Source organism: Vibrio sp. QJM3NY_26 (genome assembly GCF_057786005.1).
Genome location: NZ_CM173515.1, coordinates 3,086,300 through 3,104,443, shown reverse-complemented (window position 1 = coordinate 3,104,443; position 18,144 = coordinate 3,086,300). Strand labels below are relative to the sequence as shown.

General features: G+C 45.0%; 34 protein-coding genes. 29 read left to right on the top strand and 5 right to left on the bottom strand.

The window, feature by feature from the left end; genetic code table 11:
• Positions 1-38 precede the first annotated feature (38 nt).
• The 28 genes from rpsJ (at position 39) to rplQ (ending at position 13,690) form a co-directional block, all read left to right on the top strand.
• Entirely contained in the window at positions 39-350 is a 312-nt protein-coding gene (gene rpsJ / locus AC3CH4_RS13875) for a 30S ribosomal protein S10 (protein WP_004736761.1), read from the top strand.
• A gap of 14 nt (positions 351-364) precedes the next feature.
• A complete protein-coding gene (gene rplC / locus AC3CH4_RS13870) occupies positions 365-994 on the top strand; it encodes a 50S ribosomal protein L3 (RefSeq protein ID WP_004736763.1) in 630 nt (209 codons plus the stop codon).
• A 16-nt stretch (positions 995-1,010) separates the two neighbouring features.
• Complete coding sequence (gene rplD, locus AC3CH4_RS13865) at positions 1,011-1,613, top strand: 50S ribosomal protein L4 (RefSeq protein WP_004736764.1); 603 nt, start codon at positions 1,011-1,013, stop codon at positions 1,611-1,613.
• A complete protein-coding gene (rplW, locus tag AC3CH4_RS13860; protein WP_004736765.1) occupies positions 1,610-1,912 on the top strand; it encodes a 50S ribosomal protein L23 in 303 nt (100 codons plus the stop codon). Before rplD ends, rplW begins: the two co-directional genes overlap by 4 nt.
• 14 nt (positions 1,913-1,926) lie before the next feature.
• Positions 1,927-2,751 (top strand): 50S ribosomal protein L2, encoded by an 825-nt coding sequence (gene rplB, locus AC3CH4_RS13855; RefSeq protein WP_017076297.1) that lies wholly within the window; start codon positions 1,927-1,929, stop codon positions 2,749-2,751.
• Between the two features lie 19 nt (positions 2,752-2,770).
• The gene (gene rpsS, locus AC3CH4_RS13850) at positions 2,771-3,049 is read left to right on the top strand and encodes a 30S ribosomal protein S19 (protein WP_004736729.1); all 279 of its coding nucleotides are present in this window, start codon (positions 2,771-2,773) and stop codon (positions 3,047-3,049) included.
• Positions 3,050-3,059: 10 nt separating this feature from the next.
• On the top strand, positions 3,060-3,392 hold the full coding sequence (gene rplV, locus AC3CH4_RS13845) for a 50S ribosomal protein L22 (RefSeq protein ID WP_004736732.1): 333 nt from the start codon (positions 3,060-3,062) through the stop codon (positions 3,390-3,392).
• Between the two features lie 18 nt (positions 3,393-3,410).
• Positions 3,411-4,109, top strand: coding sequence for a 30S ribosomal protein S3 (rpsC, locus tag AC3CH4_RS13840; RefSeq protein WP_004736734.1), 699 nt, complete (start codon positions 3,411-3,413; stop codon positions 4,107-4,109).
• Between the two features lie 11 nt (positions 4,110-4,120).
• Positions 4,121-4,531, top strand: coding sequence for a 50S ribosomal protein L16 (rplP, locus tag AC3CH4_RS13835; protein ID WP_004736736.1), 411 nt, complete (start codon positions 4,121-4,123; stop codon positions 4,529-4,531).
• Positions 4,531-4,722, top strand: coding sequence for a 50S ribosomal protein L29 (rpmC, locus tag AC3CH4_RS13830; protein ID WP_004736737.1), 192 nt, complete (start codon positions 4,531-4,533; stop codon positions 4,720-4,722). The genes rplP and rpmC overlap by 1 nt, the downstream gene beginning before the upstream one ends.
• Positions 4,722-4,976 (top strand): 30S ribosomal protein S17, encoded by a 255-nt coding sequence (gene rpsQ, locus AC3CH4_RS13825; RefSeq protein WP_004736739.1) that lies wholly within the window; start codon positions 4,722-4,724, stop codon positions 4,974-4,976. Before rpmC ends, rpsQ begins: the two co-directional genes overlap by 1 nt.
• A 162-nt stretch (positions 4,977-5,138) precedes the next feature.
• Positions 5,139-5,510, top strand: coding sequence for a 50S ribosomal protein L14 (rplN, locus tag AC3CH4_RS13820; protein WP_004736740.1), 372 nt, complete (start codon positions 5,139-5,141; stop codon positions 5,508-5,510).
• An 11-nt stretch (positions 5,511-5,521) separates the two neighbouring features.
• A complete protein-coding gene (gene rplX, locus AC3CH4_RS13815; protein ID WP_004736742.1) occupies positions 5,522-5,839 on the top strand; it encodes a 50S ribosomal protein L24 in 318 nt (105 codons plus the stop codon).
• Positions 5,840-5,863: 24 nt separating this feature from the next.
• Positions 5,864-6,403 (top strand): 50S ribosomal protein L5, encoded by a 540-nt coding sequence (gene rplE / locus AC3CH4_RS13810; RefSeq protein ID WP_004736744.1) that lies wholly within the window; start codon positions 5,864-5,866, stop codon positions 6,401-6,403.
• Between the two features lie 16 nt (positions 6,404-6,419).
• Complete coding sequence (rpsN, locus tag AC3CH4_RS13805) at positions 6,420-6,725, top strand: 30S ribosomal protein S14 (protein WP_004736747.1); 306 nt, start codon at positions 6,420-6,422, stop codon at positions 6,723-6,725.
• 29 nt (positions 6,726-6,754) lie between these two features.
• Complete coding sequence (rpsH, locus tag AC3CH4_RS13800) at positions 6,755-7,147, top strand: 30S ribosomal protein S8 (RefSeq protein ID WP_004736749.1); 393 nt, start codon at positions 6,755-6,757, stop codon at positions 7,145-7,147.
• 10 nt (positions 7,148-7,157) lie between these two features.
• Positions 7,158-7,691: a 50S ribosomal protein L6 gene (gene rplF, locus AC3CH4_RS13795; protein WP_004736750.1), complete on the top strand. Its 534-nt coding sequence runs from the start codon at positions 7,158-7,160 to the stop codon at positions 7,689-7,691.
• A gap of 9 nt (positions 7,692-7,700) precedes the next feature.
• Complete coding sequence (gene rplR, locus AC3CH4_RS13790; protein WP_004736752.1) at positions 7,701-8,054, top strand: 50S ribosomal protein L18; 354 nt, start codon at positions 7,701-7,703, stop codon at positions 8,052-8,054.
• Positions 8,055-8,068: 14 nt separating this feature from the next.
• Positions 8,069-8,569, top strand: coding sequence for a 30S ribosomal protein S5 (gene rpsE, locus AC3CH4_RS13785; protein ID WP_004736754.1), 501 nt, complete (start codon positions 8,069-8,071; stop codon positions 8,567-8,569).
• Between the two features lie 7 nt (positions 8,570-8,576).
• A complete protein-coding gene (rpmD, locus tag AC3CH4_RS13780) occupies positions 8,577-8,753 on the top strand; it encodes a 50S ribosomal protein L30 (protein WP_004736756.1) in 177 nt (58 codons plus the stop codon).
• A gap of 5 nt (positions 8,754-8,758) precedes the next feature.
• A complete protein-coding gene (gene rplO / locus AC3CH4_RS13775) occupies positions 8,759-9,193 on the top strand; it encodes a 50S ribosomal protein L15 (protein WP_004736758.1) in 435 nt (144 codons plus the stop codon).
• A 20-nt stretch (positions 9,194-9,213) separates the two neighbouring features.
• Positions 9,214-10,548 carry a preprotein translocase subunit SecY gene (gene secY / locus AC3CH4_RS13770; protein ID WP_004736759.1) on the top strand — a complete coding sequence of 445 codons (1,335 nt, stop codon included), beginning with the start codon at positions 9,214-9,216 and terminating at the stop codon, positions 10,546-10,548.
• Between the two features lie 41 nt (positions 10,549-10,589).
• A complete protein-coding gene (rpmJ, locus tag AC3CH4_RS13765) occupies positions 10,590-10,703 on the top strand; it encodes a 50S ribosomal protein L36 (RefSeq protein ID WP_000868186.1) in 114 nt (37 codons plus the stop codon).
• A 149-nt stretch (positions 10,704-10,852) separates the two neighbouring features.
• Entirely contained in the window at positions 10,853-11,209 is a 357-nt protein-coding gene (rpsM, locus tag AC3CH4_RS13760) for a 30S ribosomal protein S13 (protein ID WP_004738779.1), read from the top strand.
• 19 nt (positions 11,210-11,228) lie between these two features.
• On the top strand, positions 11,229-11,618 hold the full coding sequence (gene rpsK / locus AC3CH4_RS13755) for a 30S ribosomal protein S11 (RefSeq protein WP_004738778.1): 390 nt from the start codon (positions 11,229-11,231) through the stop codon (positions 11,616-11,618).
• 31 nt (positions 11,619-11,649) lie between these two features.
• A complete protein-coding gene (gene rpsD / locus AC3CH4_RS13750) occupies positions 11,650-12,270 on the top strand; it encodes a 30S ribosomal protein S4 (protein WP_004729814.1) in 621 nt (206 codons plus the stop codon).
• Positions 12,271-12,292: 22 nt separating this feature from the next.
• Positions 12,293-13,285, top strand: coding sequence for a DNA-directed RNA polymerase subunit alpha (locus AC3CH4_RS13745; protein ID WP_004729813.1), 993 nt, complete (start codon positions 12,293-12,295; stop codon positions 13,283-13,285).
• Positions 13,286-13,309: 24 nt separating this feature from the next.
• A complete protein-coding gene (gene rplQ / locus AC3CH4_RS13740; RefSeq protein ID WP_004729812.1) occupies positions 13,310-13,690 on the top strand; it encodes a 50S ribosomal protein L17 in 381 nt (126 codons plus the stop codon).
• A 381-nt stretch (positions 13,691-14,071) separates the two neighbouring features.
• Here the strand turns inward: rplQ and AC3CH4_RS13735 are convergent, their stop codons facing one another.
• Both AC3CH4_RS13735 and bamJ read right to left on the bottom strand, forming a co-directional pair.
• A complete protein-coding gene (locus tag AC3CH4_RS13735; protein ID WP_065207479.1) occupies positions 14,072-14,566 on the bottom strand; it encodes a DUF2780 domain-containing protein in 495 nt (164 codons plus the stop codon).
• A gap of 134 nt (positions 14,567-14,700) precedes the next feature.
• The gene (bamJ, locus tag AC3CH4_RS13730) at positions 14,701-15,321 is read right to left on the bottom strand and encodes a BamJ family beta-barrel-assembly machinery protein (protein WP_017078817.1); all 621 of its coding nucleotides are present in this window, start codon (positions 15,319-15,321) and stop codon (positions 14,701-14,703) included.
• Positions 15,322-15,534: 213 nt separating this feature from the next.
• Here bamJ and AC3CH4_RS13725 point away from each other — a divergent pair, with 213 nt between their 5' ends.
• Positions 15,535-16,119: a LysM-like peptidoglycan-binding domain-containing protein gene (locus AC3CH4_RS13725; RefSeq protein WP_065207478.1), complete on the top strand. Its 585-nt coding sequence runs from the start codon at positions 15,535-15,537 to the stop codon at positions 16,117-16,119.
• 59 nt (positions 16,120-16,178) lie between these two features.
• Here the strand turns inward: AC3CH4_RS13725 and AC3CH4_RS13720 are convergent, their stop codons facing one another.
• From AC3CH4_RS13720 to AC3CH4_RS13710, 3 genes are read right to left on the bottom strand one after another with little or no spacing between them, the layout of a single operon-like run.
• Complete coding sequence (locus tag AC3CH4_RS13720) at positions 16,179-17,027, bottom strand: DMT family transporter (protein WP_017096572.1); 849 nt, start codon at positions 17,025-17,027, stop codon at positions 16,179-16,181.
• Positions 17,027-17,479, bottom strand: coding sequence for a GNAT family N-acetyltransferase (locus AC3CH4_RS13715; protein ID WP_114634053.1), 453 nt, complete (start codon positions 17,477-17,479; stop codon positions 17,027-17,029). The genes AC3CH4_RS13720 and AC3CH4_RS13715 overlap by 1 nt, the downstream gene beginning before the upstream one ends.
• A gap of 57 nt (positions 17,480-17,536) precedes the next feature.
• Entirely contained in the window at positions 17,537-18,103 is a 567-nt protein-coding gene (locus AC3CH4_RS13710; protein ID WP_114634052.1) for a Crp/Fnr family transcriptional regulator, read from the bottom strand.
• Positions 18,104-18,144 lie beyond the last annotated feature (41 nt).

Below are 18,144 nucleotides of genomic sequence, written 5' to 3'. Positions count from 1 at the left end.
ATTGTTTGTGTAATTTTTAATAATTGGAGCTCTGTCTCATGCAGAACCAACGTATTCGTATCCGCCTTAAAGCGTTTGATTACAAGCTAATCGATGCTTCAACTGCGGAAATCGTTGAAACAGCAAAACGTACTGGCGCACAGGTTCGTGGTCCTATTCCACTTCCTACTCGTAAAGAGCGTTTCACTGTTCTTACCTCTCCACACGTCAACAAAGATGCACGTGACCAGTACGAAATTCGTACTCACAAGCGTTTGATCGACATCGTTGAGCCAACAGATAAAACTGTTGATGCTCTAATGCGTCTTGATCTTGCAGCTGGCGTTGATGTTCAAATCAGCCTAGGTTAAGGGAGATAAGAATAATGATTGGTCTAGTCGGACGTAAAGTGGGTATGACCCGCGTATTTACTGAAGAAGGCGTTTCTATCCCAGTAACTGTTGTTGAGGTTGAAGCGAACCGTATTTCTCAAGTTAAAACTCTTGAGACAGACGGCTACGCAGCAATCCAAGTAACTACTGGTGCTAAGAAAGCTAACCGTGTAACTAAACCTGAAGCTGGTCACTTCGCGAAAGCGGGTGTAGAAGCAGGTCGCGGTCTTTGGGAATTCCGTTTAGAAAACGGCGAAGAGTTTGAAGTTGGCGCTGAGCTAAACGTAGAACTTTTCAACGAAATTAAAAAAGTAGACGTTACTGGTACATCTAAAGGTAAAGGCTTCCAAGGCGCTATCAAGCGTTGGAATTTCTCTACTCAAGATATGACTCACGGTAACTCTTTGTCTCACCGCGCACCGGGTTCAATTGGCCAATGTCAAACTCCAGGCCGCGTGTTTAAAGGCAAGAAAATGGCAGGTCACATGGGAGCTGAGCGTGTAACGACTCAAAACCTAGAGATCGTACGTGTTGACGCTGAGCGCAATCTACTCCTTATTAAAGGTGCAGTACCAGGCTCAACAGGCGGTAACGTGATCGTAAAACCTGCTGTTAAAGCATAACGTCTAGGAGTAAGTAATGGAATTGATGGTTAAAGGTGCTGATGCACTAACTGTTTCCGAGACTACTTTCGGACGTGACTTTAACGAAGCTCTAGTACACCAAGTAGTTGTTGCATATGCAGCAGGTGCTCGTCAAGGTACTCGTGCTCAAAAGACTCGTTCTGAAGTATCAGGCGGCGGTGCTAAGCCATGGCGCCAAAAAGGTACTGGCCGTGCACGTGCTGGTACAATTCGTAGCCCAATCTGGCGTACAGGTGGTGTTACTTTTGCTGCGAAACCACAAGATCACAGCCAAAAAGTAAACAAAAAAATGTACCGCGGTGCTATGAAGAGCATTCTGTCTGAGTTGATTCGTCAAGAGCGTCTAATCGTTGTTGATAACTTCTCTGTAGAAGCACCAAAAACAAAAGAACTTGTAGCTAAGCTTAAAGAGCTTGAGCTAAACGACGTTCTGATTGTGACTGGCGAAGTAGATGAAAATCTATTCTTAGCTGCTCGTAACCTATACAAAGTAGATGCACGTGATGTTGCTGGTGTTGATCCAGTATCACTAATCGCTTTCGACAAGGTTCTGATGACTGCTGACGCAGTTAAGCAAGTTGAGGAGATGCTAGCATGATCACTGAAGAGCGTATCTTAAAAGTTCTACGTGCTCCGCACATCTCTGAAAAAGCAACTATGGCAGCTGAGAAAGCGAACACTATCGTTTTCAAAGTAGCTAAAGATGCAACTAAGAAAGAGATCAAAGCAGCTGTAGAAAAGCTATTTGAAGTTGAAGTTAAGTCTGTAAATACTCTTGTATTAAAGGGTAAGACCAAACGTCAAGGTATGCGTGAAGGCCGTCGTTCAGACGTTAAGAAAGCCTACGTTACTTTGAAAGAAGGTCAAGATCTTGACTTCGTTGGCGGCGCGGAATAACAGGAGTAGTAAAAATGGCTATTGTTAAATGTAAGCCGACTTCCCCTGGTCGTCGTCACGTCGTTAAAGTTGTTAACGCTGACCTGCACAAGGGTAAGCCATACGCACCACTTTTAGAGAAAAACTCTAAGAACGGTGGTCGTAACAACAACGGTCGTATTACAGTACGTCACATCGGTGGTGGTCATAAACACCATTACCGTCTGATTGACTTCAAACGTACTAAAGATGGCATCCCAGCGAAAGTTGAGCGTCTAGAATACGATCCAAACCGTAGTGCTAACATCGCTCTAGTTCTGTACGCAGACGGTGAGCGTCGTTACATCATTGCACCTAAAGGTGTTAACGCAGGCGACCAGATTCAATCTGGCGTAGATGCTGCAATCAAAGCAGGTAACACTCTGCCGATGCGCAACATCCCAGTAGGTTCTACTGTACACTGTGTTGAACTTAAGCCTGGTAAAGGTGCACAACTAGCTCGTTCGGCTGGTGCTTATGCTCAAATCATCGCTCGCGATGGTGCATACGTAACTATCCGTCTACGTTCTGGTGAAATGCGCAAAGTACTTTCTGAAGGTCGTGCAACGATCGGTGAAGTTGGTAACTCTGAGCATATGCTACGTGAACTTGGTAAAGCTGGTGCTTCACGCTGGCGCGGCGTACGTCCAACCGTACGTGGTGTAGTAATGAACCCGGTGGATCACCCACATGGTGGTGGTGAAGGCCGCACATCTGGTGGTCGTCACCCAGTATCTCCTTGGGGCGTTCCTACTAAGGGCTTCAAGACTCGTAAGAATAAGCGCACTGACAAGTACATCGTACGTCGTCGCACTAAATAATTTATAAAGAGGAATCGCCATGCCACGTTCTCTCAAGAAAGGTCCTTTTATTGACCTACACTTGCTGAAGAAGGTAGAGAAAGCGGTGGAAAGCGGAGACAAAAAGCCTATTAAGACTTGGTCCCGTCGCTCAATGATCATCCCAACAATGATTGGTTTGACCATCGCTGTCCATAATGGTCGTCAGCACGTCCCTGTTTTCGTTACCGAAGAAATGATCGGTCACAAACTAGGCGAATTTGCACCAACTCGTACTTATCGCGGTCATGCTGCAGATAAGAAAGCTAAGAAGAAATAAGGAGTAGATGATGGAAGCTTTAGCTAAACATAACTTTGCTCGTATTTCTCCACAGAAAGCTCGCTTAGTTGCAGACCAAATTCGCGGTAAGTCGGTAGACCAGGCTCTAGAAATTCTAACTTTCAGCAACAAAAAAGCTGCTGTTTTAGTTAAGAAAGTTCTTGAGTCAGCTATCGCTAACGCGGAACATAACGAAGGTGCAGATATCGACGATCTAAATGTCGCTAAAATCTTCGTAGATGAGGGCCCTATCATGAAGCGTATTATGCCTCGTGCTAAAGGCCGTGCGGATCGTATCTTGAAGCGTTCAAGCCACATCACTATTGTTGTAGCAGATCGCTAAAGACTAGGAGAGTAAGCAATGGGTCAGAAAGTACATCCTAATGGTATTCGTCTTGGCATCGTCAAGCCTTGGAATGCTACATGGTTTGCTAATACCAACGAATTCGCTGACAACCTAGACGGCGACTTCAAGGTACGTCAGTTCCTTACCAAGGAACTACAAAAAGCATCATTATCTCGTATCGTTATCGAGCGTCCAGCGAAGAGCATCCGTGTGACTATTCACACAGCTCGTCCTGGCGTTGTTATCGGTAAGAAAGGTGAAGACGTAGAGAAGCTACGCGCAGCTGTAGCTAAAATCGCAGGTGTACCAGCGCAAATTAACATCGCTGAAGTACGTAAGCCTGAGCTAGATGGTCAGCTTGTAGCTGATAGCATCGCGTCTCAACTAGAGCGTCGTGTTATGTTCCGTCGTGCAATGAAGCGTGCGGTACAAAATGCTATGCGTCTAGGCGCTAAAGGCATCAAAGTACAAGTAGGCGGCCGTCTTGGCGGTGCTGAAATCGCACGTTCAGAGTGGTACCGTGAAGGCCGTGTGCCTCTACACACTCTACGTGCAGACATTGATTACGCAACTTCTTCGGCTCACACTCAATACGGTGTGATCGGCATTAAAGTTTGGATCTTCAAAGGTGAGATTCTAGGCGGTATGCCAGCTGCTAACGCAGTAGAGCCAAAAGGCGATAAGCCTAAGAAGCAGCGTAAAGGCCGTAAGTAAGGAGTCGAACGATGCTACAACCAAAACGTACTAAGTTCCGCAAGGTTATGACTGGTCGTAACCGTGGTCTAGCTAAAGGTACTGAAGTAAGCTTCGGCGAATTCGGTCTTAAAGCTGTTGGCCGTGGTCGTCTGACTGCACGTCAAATCGAAGCGGCACGTCGTGCTATGACACGTCACATTAAGCGTCAAGGTCAAATCTGGATCCGTGTTTTCCCAGACAAACCAATTACTGAAAAGCCTCTTGAAGTTCGTCAAGGTAAAGGTAAAGGTTCAGTTGCGTACTGGGTTGCTCAAATCCAACCAGGCAAAGTTATGTACGAGATGAATGGCGTACCTGAAGAGTTGGCACGTGAAGCGTTCCGCCTAGCGGCGCGTAAACTGCCTGTTAAAACTACTTTTGTAACTAAGCAGGTGATGTGATGAAAGCACAAGATCTACGCGAAAAGAACGTTGAAGAGCTTAACGCTGAGCTATTGAATTTGCTACGTGAACAGTTCAACTTGCGCATGCAAGCTGCAACTGGTCAACTTCAGCAAACTCATACTCTAAAAGCTGTACGCCGTGACATCGCACGTGTGAAAACTGTTTTGACTGAAAAGGCAGGCGCATAATGAGCGAAACTAACCGCATCCAGCAAGGCCGTGTAGTAAGTGACAAGATGGACAAGTCTATCGTTGTTGCTATTGAGCGTACTGTAAAACACCCAATTTACGGTAAGTTCATCAAACGCACGACTAAAGTACACGCACACGACGAAGACAACACTTGTGGCCTAGGCGACAAAGTTGAAATCGCTGAGTGTCGTCCTCTGTCTAAGACTAAGTCTTGGACATTGGTTAAAGTTCTAGAAAAAGCGAAGATTTAATCTTTGTAATTCTATAACTTATAAGCGGCTCCAAATTATTTTTTGGAGCCGCTTGTTTTTTGTCTACCCAATTTAAAAAAAGGGTGGTACAATTCGCGTCCCTTTTAAAGAGGCAGCCCGACCCGAGAGGGTCTAGTTTTAATATTTAGCGGAGCACTAACAATGATCCAGATGCAAAGTACACTTGACGCAGCAGATAACTCTGGCGCGCGCAAGGTAATGTGTATTAAGGTTCTGGGTGGCTCTCACCGCCGTTATGCACATATCGGTGACGTCATCAAGGTTACAGTGAAGGAAGCGATTCCTCGCGGTAAAGTAAAGAAAGGTGATGTTCTGAAGGCGGTAGTAGTGCGCACCCGTAAAGGCGTTCGTCGCCCAGACGGTTCTGTCATTCGCTTCGACAGTAATGCTTGTGTATTGTTAAATGACACTACTGAGCAACCAGTCGGCACACGTATCTTTGGTCCTGTGACTCGTGAACTTCGTAACGCGAAATTCATGAAGATTGTATCACTTGCACCTGAAGTTCTGTAAGGAGCGGCAACATGGCAGCTAAAATCCGTCGTAACGACGAAGTAATCATTCTTGCTGGTAAAGATAAAGGCAAGAAAGGTAAAGTAACTAAGGTTCTGACAACTGGTAAAGTTGTTGTTGAAGGCATCAATCTTGTTAAAAAACACCAAAAGCCGGTTCCGGCTCTAGGTCAACAAGGTGGCATCGTTGAACAAGAAGCAGCTATTGATGCTTCTAACGTTGCAGTCTTTAACGCGGCTACTGGTAAAGCAGACCGTATCGGTTTCCGTATCGAAGATGGCAAGAAAGTTCGTTTCTTCAAATCTAACGGCGAAACTGTTTCTAACTAATTAGAAGTAATTTGGAGTTCTACTATGGCGAAACTGCATGATTACTACAAGTCGTCTGTAGTCGCTGAGCTTACCAAAGAGTTCAGCTACACAAGCGTCATGCAAGTCCCTAGGATTGAGAAAATCACCCTAAACATGGGCGTTGGTGAAGCAATCAACGATAAGAAACTGCTAGAAAACGCAGCATCTGATATGGCAACGATCTCTGGTCAAAAGCCACTTATCACGAAAGCGCGTAAATCTGTAGCTGGTTTCAAAATTCGTGAAGGCTACCCAATTGGTTGTAAAGTAACCTTGCGTGGTGAGCGCATGTGGGAATTTTTAGAGCGTTTAATCTCTATCGCACTTCCACGTGTACGTGATTTCCGTGGTGTTAGCGCTAAGTCTTTTGACGGACGCGGTAACTACAGCATGGGCGTTCGCGAGCAAATCATCTTTCCGGAAATCGACTACGATAAAGTCGATCGTGTCCGCGGTCTTGATATTACTATCACGACATCTGCGGGATCCGATGAGGAAGGCCGAGCTCTGCTGGCTGCCTTTAACTTCCCATTCCGTAAGTAAGGGTAGGGTTACTGTTATGGCTAAACAATCAATGAAAGCACGTGAAGCTAAACGTGCAAAACTAGTAGTTAAGTTCGCTGAAAAGCGTTCTGCGCTAAAAGTTATCATTAGCGATGTAAACGCATCTGAAGAAGATCGTTGGAATGCGGTTCTTAAACTGCAATCTCTTCCACGTGATTCAAGTGCATCACGTCAGCGCAACCGTTGCAACCAAACTGGTCGTCCACACGGTTACCTACGTAAATTCGGTCTAAGCCGCATTAAGGTTCGTGAAGCTTGCATGAAAGGCGAGATTCCGGGTCTTCGTAAGGCTAGCTGGTAATTGCCACTTAATCATTTGGAGTAAATCTTATGAGCATGCAAGATCCGATTTCGGATATGCTGACCCGAGTTCGTAACGGTCAGGCAGCAAATAAAGTTGCTGTAAAAATGCCTTCTTCAAAGCTTAAAGTTGCAATTGCTGCATTACTTAAAGCTGAAGGTTACATCGTAGACTTCGCTGTTGACAGCGAAGTAAAACCTGAGCTAGAAGTTACTCTTAAGTACTTCCAAGCTAAACCTGTAATCGAGCAAATCAAGCGTGTATCACGTCCTGGTCTAAGAGTTTATAAAAATAAAGACTCTTTACCTACAGTGATGGGTGGTCTTGGTATTGCAGTTGTTTCTACTTCCAAGGGTCTGATGTCTGACCGTGCTGCTCGCAAAGCAGGTCTTGGCGGTGAAATCATCTGTTACGTAGCTTAAGGAGTAGATTATGTCTCGTGTTGCTAAAGCACCTGTCGCTATTCCAGCTGGCGTAGAGGTGAAACTAAACGGCCAAGAAGTTACTGTAAAAGGTAGCAAAGGTGAGCTTACTCGCGTTCTTAACAGCGCCGTAGTTATTGCACAGGAAGAAAACAACCTAACTTTCGGTCCGAAAGAAGGTGTTACTAACGCATGGGCACAGGCTGGTACAGCTCGCGCTCTAGTTAATAACATGGTTGTGGGTGTTACTCAGGGCTTCGTTAAGAAGTTAACTCTTAAAGGTGTTGGTTACCGTGCTGCTATCAAAGGCAACTCTGTAGGTCTAACACTAGGCTTTTCTCACCCAGTAGAGCACGCTCTACCTGAAGGTATTAAAGCTGAGTGCCCTAGCCAAACTGAGATCATTATTACTGGTTGCGATAAGCAAGTAGTAGGTCAAGTTGCGGCTGACATTCGTTCTTACCGTGCTCCTGAACCTTATAAAGGTAAAGGTGTTCGTTACGCAGATGAAAATGTGCGTACTAAAGAAGCTAAGAAGAAGTAAGGTATCACTATGGATAAGAAAGCATCTCGCATCCGTCGTGCTACACGTGCACGTCGTAAGATTGCAGAACTTGGCGCAACTCGCTTGGTAGTACACCGTACTCCTCGCCATGTTTACGCTCAAGTTATCTCGGCAAACGGCTCTGAGGTTATCGCAGCTGCTTCTACTGTAGAAAAAGCGATCCGTGAGCAAGTTAAGAACACTAGTAACGTTGATGCAGCTAAAGCAGTTGGTAAAGCTGTTGCTGAGCGCGCTCTTGAAAAAGGCGTAGCTACAGTTGCATTTGATCGTTCTGGTTTCCAATACCACGGTCGAGTAGCGGCGCTAGCAGATTCTGCTCGCGAAGCTGGTCTGAAATTCTAAGGTAGGGTTGGAAGATGGCTAAAGAACAACAACAAGCTAATGATTTGCAAGAAAAGCTGATCGCTGTTAACCGTGTATCTAAGACGGTTAAAGGTGGTCGAATCATGAGCTTCACTGCACTAACAGTAGTTGGTGACGGTAATGGTCGTGTAGGTTTCGGTTACGGCAAAGCTCGTGAAGTACCTGCTGCGATTCAAAAAGCAATGGAAAAAGCGCGTCGTAACATGGTTACTGTTGCGCTTAACGAAGGCACTCTTCACCACCCGGTGAAAGGTCGTCATTCGGGCTCTAAAGTTTACATGCAGCCAGCTGCTGAAGGTACAGGTGTTATTGCCGGTGGTGCAATGCGTGCCGTACTTGAAGTTGCAGGCGTACATAACGTACTTTCTAAAGCATACGGTTCAACGAACCCAATCAACGTTGTTCGCGCAACGATTGGTGCTCTAGTAGACGTTAAGTCACCAGAAATGGTTGCTGCTAAACGTGGTCTAACTGTTGAATCTATTTCGGAGTAAGAACACGATGGCAACTATTAAAGTAACTCAAACTAAAAGCTCAATTGGTCGCCTACCTAAGCACAAAGCGTGTCTTAAAGGTCTAGGTCTTCGTCGCATCAACCATACAGTAGAACTTGAAGATACACCGTGCGTACGCGGTATGATCAACAAGGTTTACTACATGGTTAAGATTGAGGAGTAATCAGAATGCGTTTGAATACTCTATCACCGGCTGCTGGCTCTAAACCTTCTAAGAAGCGTGTAGGTCGTGGTATCGGTTCTGGCCTTGGTAAAACAGGTGGCCGCGGTCACAAAGGTCAAAAGTCACGTTCTGGCGGCTCTGTTCGTCCAGGTTTTGAAGGCGGTCAAATGCCTCTAAAACAACGTCTACCTAAATTCGGTTTCACTTCTCGTAAGAGCCTAGTGTCTGCTGAAGTTCGTCTAGCTGAGCTAGCGAAAGTAACAGGTGACGTAGTTGATCTTAACAGCCTTAAAGCTGCTAACGTTATCACTAAGAACATCGAGTTTGTTAAGATCGTTCTTTCTGGTGACCTAAGCAAAGCTGTGACTGTTAAAGGTCTACGCGTGACTAAAGGCGCTAAAGCTGCAATCGAAGCTGCAGGCGGTAAAATCGAGGAATAATCTCGAGGAACGAGGTACAGATGGCTAAGAAACCAGGAAAAGATTTTCGTAGTGCTCAAAGCGGCTTAAGTGAACTAAAGTCGCGCTTATTATTCGTAATTGGTGCACTTTTAGTATTCCGAGCCGGCTCTTTTGTGCCGATCCCTGGTATTGACGCAGCTGTACTTGCCGATTTGTTCGATCAGCAAAAAGGTACCATCGTAGAAATGTTTAACATGTTCTCCGGTGGTGCTCTTGAGCGTGCATCTATATTAGCATTGGGTATCATGCCGTACATTTCGGCATCGATCGTAGTCCAATTGCTAACTGTAGTTCATCCAGCGTTAGCGGAACTCAAGAAAGAGGGTGAAGCAGGCCGTCGTAAGATAAGCCAATATACACGCTACGGCACGCTTGTACTTGCAACATTCCAAGCTATTGGTATCGCAACAGGCTTACCAAACATGGTCGACAATCTGGTTGTTATCAACCAAACCATGTTTACGCTTATTGCTACCGTGAGTTTAGTAACTGGTACCATGTTTTTGATGTGGTTAGGTGAACAAATCACTGAGCGAGGAATCGGTAATGGTATTTCCATTCTGATTTTTGCAGGTATTGTTGCTGGATTGCCTTCTGCAATCGGTCAAACAATCGAGCAAGCGCGTCAAGGTGAATTGCATGTGCTTCTTCTGTTGTTTATCGCGGTATTGTCTTTTGCTGTAATTTACTTCGTGGTTTTCATGGAGCGTGGTCAACGTCGTATCGTCGTTAACTATGCGAAGCGTCAACAAGGTCGTAAAGTGTTTGCAGCACAAAGTTCTCATTTGCCACTTAAGATTAATATGGCAGGTGTTATACCAGCGATTTTTGCATCAAGTATTATTTTGTTCCCAGGAACATTAGCGCAGTGGTTTGGTCAAAATGGTGAAAGCAGCGCGTTCGGTTGGTTAACTGACGTGTCATTAGCTCTTAGCCCAGGTCAACCGTTGTATGTAATGCTTTATGCAGCAGCTATAATCTTCTTCTGTTTCTTCTATACAGCGTTGGTGTTTAACCCACGTGAAACAGCTGATAACTTGAAGAAGTCTGGTGCATTCGTACCCGGTATCCGCCCAGGTGAGCAGACAGCGAAATATATCGATAAAGTGATGACTAGACTAACCCTTGCGGGCGCTCTATACATTACTTTTATATGTCTGATTCCTGAGTTCATGATGGTCGCGTGGAACGTTCGTTTCTACTTTGGCGGCACTTCCCTACTAATCGTAGTGGTTGTTATCATGGATTTCATGGCACAGGTACAGACTCATCTGATGTCACAACAGTATGATTCTGTGTTAAAGAAAGCGAATCTGAAAGGTTACGGCCGTTAATTCGGTAGTAATTATTTCGATTCCATTTACGGAGTTTAGCAATGAAAGTTCGTGCTTCCGTTAAAAAAATCTGCCGTAACTGTAAAGTTATCAAGCGTAACGGTGTCGTTCGCGTGATTTGCAGTGAGCCAAAGCATAAGCAACGCCAAGGCTAATCAGCAGAAATTTTTACTTGAAATACTAGGTAGAGTCGAGTATATTCCTCGGCCTACCTTTTGCGTGCAAAAGAAGTAGTATGCCGCAGCGTATCCATAACGGGCTTTGCTGCGGATAATTCTTTTATGAACCCCCTTAGGAGTGAATAATGGCCCGTATAGCCGGCATTAACATTCCTGATCATAAGCATTCTGTAATTGCACTTACTGCAATCTACGGTATTGGTAAAACTCGCTCTCAAGCTATTCTAGCTGAAGTGGGTATTGCTGAAGATGCTAAGATCAGTGAACTAACTGAAGAGCAGATCGATCAACTGCGTGATGGTGTAGCTAAATACACTGTAGAAGGTGATCTACGTCGTGAAGTATCGATGAACATCAAGCGTCTTATGGACCTTGGCTGTTACCGCGGTCTTCGTCATCGTCGCAGTCTACCACTACGTGGACAGCGTACTAAAACCAACGCTCGCACCCGTAAGGGTCCGCGCAAGCCGATCAAGAAATAGTCGGATAAGGTAGAGTACAATGGCAAAACAACCAACTCGCGCGCGTAAGCGCGTACGCAAGCAAGTAGCTGATGGCGTAGCGCACATTCATGCTTCTTTCAACAACACAATCGTAACTATCACTGACCGCCAAGGCAACGCTCTTGCATGGGCTACAGCAGGTGGTTCAGGTTTCCGTGGTTCTCGTAAATCTACTCCGTTCGCAGCACAAGTTGCAGCTGAGCGTTGTGGTGAAATGGCTAAAGAATATGGCCTAAAGAACTTGGAAGTTATGGTTAAGGGTCCAGGTCCAGGTCGCGAATCTACTGTTCGTGCACTGAACGCTGCTGGTTTCCGTATCACTAACATTGTTGATGCGACACCAATCCCTCATAACGGTTGTCGTCCACCTAAGAAACGTCGCGTTTAAGTTTCGTTTCTAGGAATATTGGAGAAAGATCATGGCAAGATATTTGGGTCCTAAGCTGAAGCTTAGCCGTCGCGAAGGTACTGACTTATTCCTTAAGTCTGGTGTCCGTGCGATCGATACCAAGTGTAAAATTGATAACGCACCAGGTGTACACGGCGCTCGTCGCGGTCGTCTATCTGAGTATGGCGTTCAGCTTCGTGAGAAGCAAAAAGTTCGTCGTATCTACGGCGTTCTAGAAAAACAATTCCGCAACTACTACAAAGAAGCTGCACGTCTTAAAGGCAACACAGGTGCAAACCTGCTTCAGCTTCTTGAAGGTCGTCTTGATAACGTAGTTTACCGTATGGGTTTTGGCGCTACTCGTGCTGAATCTCGTCAACTAGTTAGCCACAAGTCTGTTCTAGTTAACGGTAAAGTTGTAAACGTTCCTTCTTTCAAAGTAGCGGCTAACGACGTTGTTTCTATCCGCGAGAAAGCTAAACAGCAATCTCGTATTAAAGCGGCTCTAGAAGTTGCTGAACAACGTGAAAAGCCAACTTGGATTGAAGTAGATGCTAGCAAAATGGAAGGTACATTCAAGCGTATGCCTGAGCGTTCTGACCTATCAGCTGACATCAATGAACACTTGATCGTCGAACTTTACTCTAAGTAAGGTTAAAAAAAGAGAGGACACAATGCAGGGTTCTGTAACAGAATTTCTTAAGCCGCGTCTTGTTGACATTGAACAGATCAATACGACACACGCGAAAGTAACTCTTGAGCCATTAGAGCGCGGTTTCGGCCACACTCTAGGTAATGCTCTTCGCCGCATTCTTCTATCTTCTATGCCGGGTTGTGCCGTAACAGAAGTTGAAATTGAAGGTGTGCTACACGAATACAGCACTAAAGAAGGCGTTCAGGAAGATATCCTGGAAATCCTTCTAAACCTTAAAGGTTTAGCTGTACGCGTTGCTGAAGGCAAAGATGAAGTGTTTATTACACTGAACAAATCAGGCTCAGGCCCTGTTGTTGCAGGTGACATCACCCACGATGGTGATGTAGAGATCGCTAACCCTGAGCACGTAATTTGTCACCTAACGGATGACAATGCTGAGATCGCTATGCGTATCAAAGTAGAACGTGGTCGTGGTTACGTTCCAGCTTCAGCTCGTATCCATACTGAAGAAGATGAGCGTCCTATCGGTCGTCTATTAGTTGACGCTACTTACAGCCCGGTTGATAAAATCGCCTATGCTGTAGAAGCGGCACGTGTAGAACAACGTACTGATTTAGACAAGCTTGTTATCGATATGGAAACGAACGGTACTCTAGAACCTGAGGAAGCAATCCGTCGTGCAGCTACTATTTTAGCTGAACAACTGGATGCGTTCGTAGATCTTCGTGATGTACGTGTACCTGAGGAGAAGGAAGAGAAGCCAGAATTCGATCCTATCCTACTACGTCCTGTAGACGATCTTGAACTAACAGTTCGCTCTGCTAACTGTTTGAAAGCAGAAGCGATTCACTACATCGGTGATCTTGTACAGCGCACTGAGGTTGAGCTACTTAAAACGCCAAACCTTGGTAAGAAATCTCTTACAGAGATTAAAGATGTGCTTGCTTCACGTGGTCTTTCTCTAGGCATGCGCCTAGAAAACTGGCCACCAGCGTCAATCGCTGAAGATTAATCGAAAAGTTAGAAGGATTAGGTCATGCGCCATCGTAAAAGTGGTCGTCAACTCAACCGCAACAGCAGTCATCGCAAAGCGATGTTCAGCAACATGGCTAGCTCTCTTGTTCGTCACGAAGTTATTAAAACTACCGTGCCTAAAGCAAAAGAACTACGTCGCGTAATTGAGCCATTGATTACCCTAGCTAAGACAGACAGTGTTGCTAACCGTCGTCTTGCATTTGCTCGCACTCGTGATAACGAAGTTGTGGCAAAACTATTTAATGAACTAGGCCCGCGTTTCGCGGCTCGCCAAGGTGGTTACACTCGCATTCTTAAATGTGGTTTCCGTACTGGTGATAAAGCTCCAATGGCTTACATTGAGCTTGTAGACCGCCCAGCTGCTGAAGAAGCTGCTGAGTAATCTATACTAGATTCTTAATACAAAAAGCCGAGCATTAGCTCGGCTTTTTTTGTTTCTATCGAATTGAAAAATTGCACCACGATGTTTGGCATTTTTGCTTGCCTGCTCAGCTCTATTTTTCAAAAATATCTCGTATCTCGTATCTCGTATCTCGTATCTCGTATCTCGTATCTCGTATCTCGTATCTCGTATCTCGTATCTCGTATCTCGTATCTCGTATCTCGTATCTCGTATCTCGTATCTCGTATCTCGTATCTCGTATCTCGTATCTCGTATCTCGTATCTCGTATCTCGTATCTCAAATATCTTTTCTTCCACGCACAAAAAAGAGCACCGAAGTGCCCTTACAATATTCTTCAACTAATCGCTAATCGTGATGGCCTACTGCCAAAGAGCGGCGAGTGAATCCATAAGGCCACTCGTTGCACCTTGTGATTGAAGTGCTTGAAGAATGATGGGTGCAAATGTCGTAACCATTGACGAATCCATACCTAACCCAGCAAACGCACTTTCAACAGCACCTTGTGAGCTTAGAACTGATGATAAGCCAGTCGATTCAAGTGAAGACATTCCAGGAATGAGTGATGCGAGTTCTTTATTGTCTGCAGTGCCAAGCGAATTTTGTGCAAGTGCTAGCATTGAACCGATACCGCCAATCGCTTGATCGCTTGTTACAGATGCTTGATCAGCAACGGTATCAGCAAGTGGTGTTGTTTCGTTTTGTTGAGACCACATATTTACAGCTGCCATCAGGGCAGTTTGTGATAGTTGGGAATAGTTGGTATCTGATGTTGAACCGGTTTGTTCAGAGTCGCTAGTGCTAGCGCAAGAGACTACAGCAAGGCTGCTGAGCATAGTGATGAGTATTTTCTTCATTATTCTTCCTTAAGTAATAAAGTAATCGACCTATTCACTATAAACGAAAAACGGCGATGTAGTCACATCGCCGTTGGATTATTTTAATTTTATTTGCCTATAGTATTTTGTTTTACTAAAGGTTTTTATAAAAATTAAAGGATAGCTAGAAGTTCTACTTCAAATACTAGAGCTGCAAATGGTGGAATTGCAGCACCTGCGCCGCGCTCACCGTATGCTAGATCTTGAGGGATGTATAGTTTCCACTTAGAGCCAACAGGCATCATTTGTAGAGCTTGTACCCAACCTTGAATTACGCCAGTTACTGGGAATTCAGCAGGTTGACCGCGAGATACAGAGCTGTCGAAAACAGTACCGTCAGTTAGTTCACCGTGGTAGTGAACACGTACTTGCTTGTCTGCAGTAGGGATTTCGCCAGTACCTTCAGTTAGTACTTCGTACTGAAGACCAGACTCAAGAACTGTTACTTCTGAACGAAGAGCGTTGTCAGTTAGGAAAGCTTCGCCGTCAGCAGCAGCTGCTTTAGCTAGTTCTTGACGTGCAGCTTCACCACGAGTGTGTAGCTCTTGTAGTGCGTTGTTGATTTCGTCAACTTCGATAGCTGGCATGTCACCAACTAGAGCTGTTGCGATACCAGCAGCGATTGCGTCTACGTTTAGGCCTTCAAGACCAGAACCAGCAAGTTGTTGGCCCATTTGTAGACCGATACCGTAGCTAGCTTTTTGCTCTACAGTTTCAAATTTTACTTCAGACATGAAAAGTCACTCTTTTTGTCAGTACGAAAAGGGTAAGAATACCAGTATTAGCAGCCTGAATAAACGGCTAGCCCCTGATCACTTACGCTTTACCGTGTCCAAATCACAGCTATGTCAATTTTCTTGCTTTGGTCTCTGTTGTAGCGGAAAGATCTATACTGTTGGTACTTTGGTTTTTATACTGTAGTTATTCAACGTATAGGACGCAGTGGCATGAATCGTCGTCAAAAGAAAAAACAGAAAGTAGACCACTTAGCAGAGTTCAAGGATCGACTGAATCAGGTCAAAGATAAATTAAGTTCGATCGATATCAAGAAAATGAAAACCTCAACCGTGCAGGCCTGGGGATCATTGCCGAAATTACACCAGAGACTATTGATGGTGATTTCGCCGATCGTATTGATCTTACTTTTTGTGCCGCTACCAGAACCTAAAGTAGACGCAGCCCCAGCAACATCGCGCGTCGAGCTTGAGATAAACACGGTTGGCTTAAGCGAACAGCAAAATGCCAAGAGCAGTTCATCAGAACCGAGTAACAACAATTGGCAAGAGTATCTTGTGAAGCAAGGGGATACGTTAGCGCAGGTTTTTCGAAATAACGACTTACCGTTGTCTGACTTGAACGCGCTAGTTCGTATTGAAGGGGCAGACAAACCACTTAGTCAGATTCGTAAAGGCCAGCTAGTTCGATTCAAACTCGCCGAGACCGGGAAACTAGACATTCTTCAGCTAGAAAAAGGCAACACTTCGGTGATGTTTTTCCGTTTATCTGACGGTGGCTTTGGCCGTAGTAAATAGCTCAATACTGAGCCTGCGTTAAAGCGCTTCGTCAGATACATACAGTCGATAGAAAAGAGCTAATGATTAGCTCTTTTTTTTGGTCGCTTGAAAGGTGCAAGCGGTAAGATGATGAGCATAATTCCGATAAAGGTTAACGTATCTGGAATCTCATCAAACCATATCGCGCCTATTATTGCGACAAACACTAAGCCTGAGTATTCAGCCAAGGCAATTTGACTAGAGTGTGCTTTTTGGTAGGCAGCGACCGCAAGTCCGTTGTAGCTTAAAATTAGCGTCGCACTTAATGCTATGTATCCCAAATGTTCCACAGACACCGGCTGCCAGTATAAGAAGCACAGTACTAATGAGGCTGGAATAGAGCATAACGTTGTCCACCACAGCGTAGTAACCACCGTTTGCTCACTAGGAAGCTTTCTTACCAATACATTGAATAGTGCGAGGGTGAGTGCTGTACCCAAAGCAAACAGTGCTGCCCAATGAAATTGTGATGGCCTCAAGACAATCAATGCACCAATAAAACCGATAGTGGTGGCGATGACCTTGCCAAGTGCCGGTTGCTCTTTGAGGAGAAACATAGAGAGAGGTAACATCAACAGGGGCGCGACGTAAAATACTGCGTTGGCGGTAGCTAAAGAAAGGTGGGTGATCGCGACGACCATACATCCGCTGCCGATTAGGATCAGTTGTCCTCGAATAAAGGTCACTTTAGCTTGTTGTAAGCGTCGTTGTTCTTTTTTCTGCTGTAGCCACAAAGGGGTGATGATGAGCAGAGATATTAACTGTCGGAAAAAAATATACTGTAAGGGCGGTACTTCGCCATTCAATAGTTTTACCGCTACGTCGGAAAGCGAGGCAAACAAGTTACCTGCAACCAACAATAGAATACCGACAGTGATATTCGTCATTACTTTTCTAATCTCATGTCTACATGCGGAATATCGTCTTCCAGATACATCTCAGAGATAGTTTCGAACCCGTGGCTCGCATAGAAGTTTTCTAGGTGTTGTTGCGCGCCAATATCGATGGTCTTGTTCGGCCAAAGAGACTCACAGCGTGTTAACGCTTCTTTGATCAATTGATGACCCAAGCCATCACCTCTTGCCGATTGCTTGGTCGCCACTCGGCCGATGCTCGTGTTGTCGTAAGAGGTGCCGGGTGGTAACAAACGTGCACACGCCACTAGCTCTGCATCAGCATAGCCAAGCAAGTGTTCAACACCTGCGAGTGTATCTTTACCATCGAGCTCTGGATAAGGGCAATTTTGCTCAACGACGAACACATCTACTCGTAATTTAAGTAGTTGATAAAGTTGTTGTGTTGAAAGTTCAGAGAAGGGAATTGAGTGCCAAGTGATCATGTTTACATCCAGAGGTTATCGATGCTCTGAATGTACTATGTGCGATGATTGTTGGCATTAACTATTGTTAATTCGACCTTTAATTCTGCTCAGGCTGATGGCGGTTATTCCTAGATAGGCCGCAATTTGATTGTCGTTCAAGCGCTGCTCAAGGTCGGGGTAATGTTCGCAGAAAAGCTGATAGCGTTGCTCTGGAGTATAGAGCAGCATAAAGCGTTCTTTGTTTTCCTTATGCATGAGCTGAGTTTCTAACAGCTTTAAATACAAAGGGTTATTTGCTGCACGCCACTCAATAACCGCATTCATTGGCAGTTCTAACATAGTAATTGGTGTGAGTGTTTCTAGTAGGTAAGGGGACGCTTGGTTCTTTATCAAACTCTCAAAGCCGATGATCCAGTCTTGTTCCCAGTAGAATTCTTTGCTGTATTGCTTACCGTCATTAGTGAGATAACAAGCGTGGCATAAGCCTTCAAGTACAAAGTAGATTGAACTCGCCATCTCACCTTGATTGATCAGGATGTGTCGGGTTGGCAGCTCAAGCGGCTTCGCGACAGCTAATAGAGATTCAACCTGACTCTCAGAGAAGTCAAAGCTTTGTAGTTGTTTGATAAAAGAGGTGTGCATGAAAATAACCTAACCCAAATAAGTGTCGAAATCATCGCACT

Bases quoted from the DNA above. Each gene is read 5' to 3' on its own strand.
- AC3CH4_RS13735 (WP_065207479.1), bottom strand. From the start codon at position 14,566: ATGAAGAAAATACTCATCACTATGCTCAGCAGCCTTGCTGTAGTCTCT.
- rpsN (WP_004736747.1), top strand. From the start codon at position 6,420: ATGGCTAAACAATCAATGAAAGCACGTGAAGCTAAACGTGCAAAACTA.
- rplO (WP_004736758.1), top strand. From the start codon at position 8,759: ATGCGTTTGAATACTCTATCACCGGCTGCTGGCTCTAAACCTTCTAAG.
- rpsE (WP_004736754.1), top strand. From the start codon at position 8,069: ATGGCTAAAGAACAACAACAAGCTAATGATTTGCAAGAAAAGCTGATC.
- rpmJ (WP_000868186.1), top strand. From the start codon at position 10,590: ATGAAAGTTCGTGCTTCCGTTAAAAAAATCTGCCGTAACTGTAAAGTT.
- rpsQ (WP_004736739.1), top strand. From the start codon at position 4,722: ATGAGCGAAACTAACCGCATCCAGCAAGGCCGTGTAGTAAGTGACAAG.
- rpmD (WP_004736756.1), top strand. From the start codon at position 8,577: ATGGCAACTATTAAAGTAACTCAAACTAAAAGCTCAATTGGTCGCCTA.
- rpmC (WP_004736737.1), top strand. From the start codon at position 4,531: ATGAAAGCACAAGATCTACGCGAAAAGAACGTTGAAGAGCTTAACGCT.
- rpsC (WP_004736734.1), top strand. From the start codon at position 3,411: ATGGGTCAGAAAGTACATCCTAATGGTATTCGTCTTGGCATCGTCAAG.
- rpsM (WP_004738779.1), top strand. From the start codon at position 10,853: ATGGCCCGTATAGCCGGCATTAACATTCCTGATCATAAGCATTCTGTA.
- AC3CH4_RS13745 (WP_004729813.1), top strand. From the start codon at position 12,293: ATGCAGGGTTCTGTAACAGAATTTCTTAAGCCGCGTCTTGTTGACATT.
- AC3CH4_RS13720 (WP_017096572.1), bottom strand. From the start codon at position 17,027: ATGACGAATATCACTGTCGGTATTCTATTGTTGGTTGCAGGTAACTTG.
- rplD (WP_004736764.1), top strand. From the start codon at position 1,011: ATGGAATTGATGGTTAAAGGTGCTGATGCACTAACTGTTTCCGAGACT.
- rplF (WP_004736750.1), top strand. From the start codon at position 7,158: ATGTCTCGTGTTGCTAAAGCACCTGTCGCTATTCCAGCTGGCGTAGAG.
- AC3CH4_RS13710 (WP_114634052.1), bottom strand. From the start codon at position 18,103: ATGCACACCTCTTTTATCAAACAACTACAAAGCTTTGACTTCTCTGAG.
- rplV (WP_004736732.1), top strand. From the start codon at position 3,060: ATGGAAGCTTTAGCTAAACATAACTTTGCTCGTATTTCTCCACAGAAA.
- rplX (WP_004736742.1), top strand. From the start codon at position 5,522: ATGGCAGCTAAAATCCGTCGTAACGACGAAGTAATCATTCTTGCTGGT.
- rplB (WP_017076297.1), top strand. From the start codon at position 1,927: ATGGCTATTGTTAAATGTAAGCCGACTTCCCCTGGTCGTCGTCACGTC.
- rpsK (WP_004738778.1), top strand. From the start codon at position 11,229: ATGGCAAAACAACCAACTCGCGCGCGTAAGCGCGTACGCAAGCAAGTA.
- rplQ (WP_004729812.1), top strand. From the start codon at position 13,310: ATGCGCCATCGTAAAAGTGGTCGTCAACTCAACCGCAACAGCAGTCAT.
- rpsH (WP_004736749.1), top strand. From the start codon at position 6,755: ATGAGCATGCAAGATCCGATTTCGGATATGCTGACCCGAGTTCGTAAC.
- rplR (WP_004736752.1), top strand. From the start codon at position 7,701: ATGGATAAGAAAGCATCTCGCATCCGTCGTGCTACACGTGCACGTCGT.
- bamJ (WP_017078817.1), bottom strand. From the start codon at position 15,321: ATGTCTGAAGTAAAATTTGAAACTGTAGAGCAAAAAGCTAGCTACGGT.
- rpsD (WP_004729814.1), top strand. From the start codon at position 11,650: ATGGCAAGATATTTGGGTCCTAAGCTGAAGCTTAGCCGTCGCGAAGGT.
- rplN (WP_004736740.1), top strand. From the start codon at position 5,139: ATGATCCAGATGCAAAGTACACTTGACGCAGCAGATAACTCTGGCGCG.
- secY (WP_004736759.1), top strand. From the start codon at position 9,214: ATGGCTAAGAAACCAGGAAAAGATTTTCGTAGTGCTCAAAGCGGCTTA.
- AC3CH4_RS13725 (WP_065207478.1), top strand. From the start codon at position 15,535: ATGAATCGTCGTCAAAAGAAAAAACAGAAAGTAGACCACTTAGCAGAG.
- rpsJ (WP_004736761.1), top strand. From the start codon at position 39: ATGCAGAACCAACGTATTCGTATCCGCCTTAAAGCGTTTGATTACAAG.
- rplE (WP_004736744.1), top strand. From the start codon at position 5,864: ATGGCGAAACTGCATGATTACTACAAGTCGTCTGTAGTCGCTGAGCTT.
- rplP (WP_004736736.1), top strand. From the start codon at position 4,121: ATGCTACAACCAAAACGTACTAAGTTCCGCAAGGTTATGACTGGTCGT.
- rplW (WP_004736765.1), top strand. From the start codon at position 1,610: ATGATCACTGAAGAGCGTATCTTAAAAGTTCTACGTGCTCCGCACATC.
- rpsS (WP_004736729.1), top strand. From the start codon at position 2,771: ATGCCACGTTCTCTCAAGAAAGGTCCTTTTATTGACCTACACTTGCTG.
- rplC (WP_004736763.1), top strand. From the start codon at position 365: ATGATTGGTCTAGTCGGACGTAAAGTGGGTATGACCCGCGTATTTACT.
- AC3CH4_RS13715 (WP_114634053.1), bottom strand. From the start codon at position 17,479: ATGATCACTTGGCACTCAATTCCCTTCTCTGAACTTTCAACACAACAA.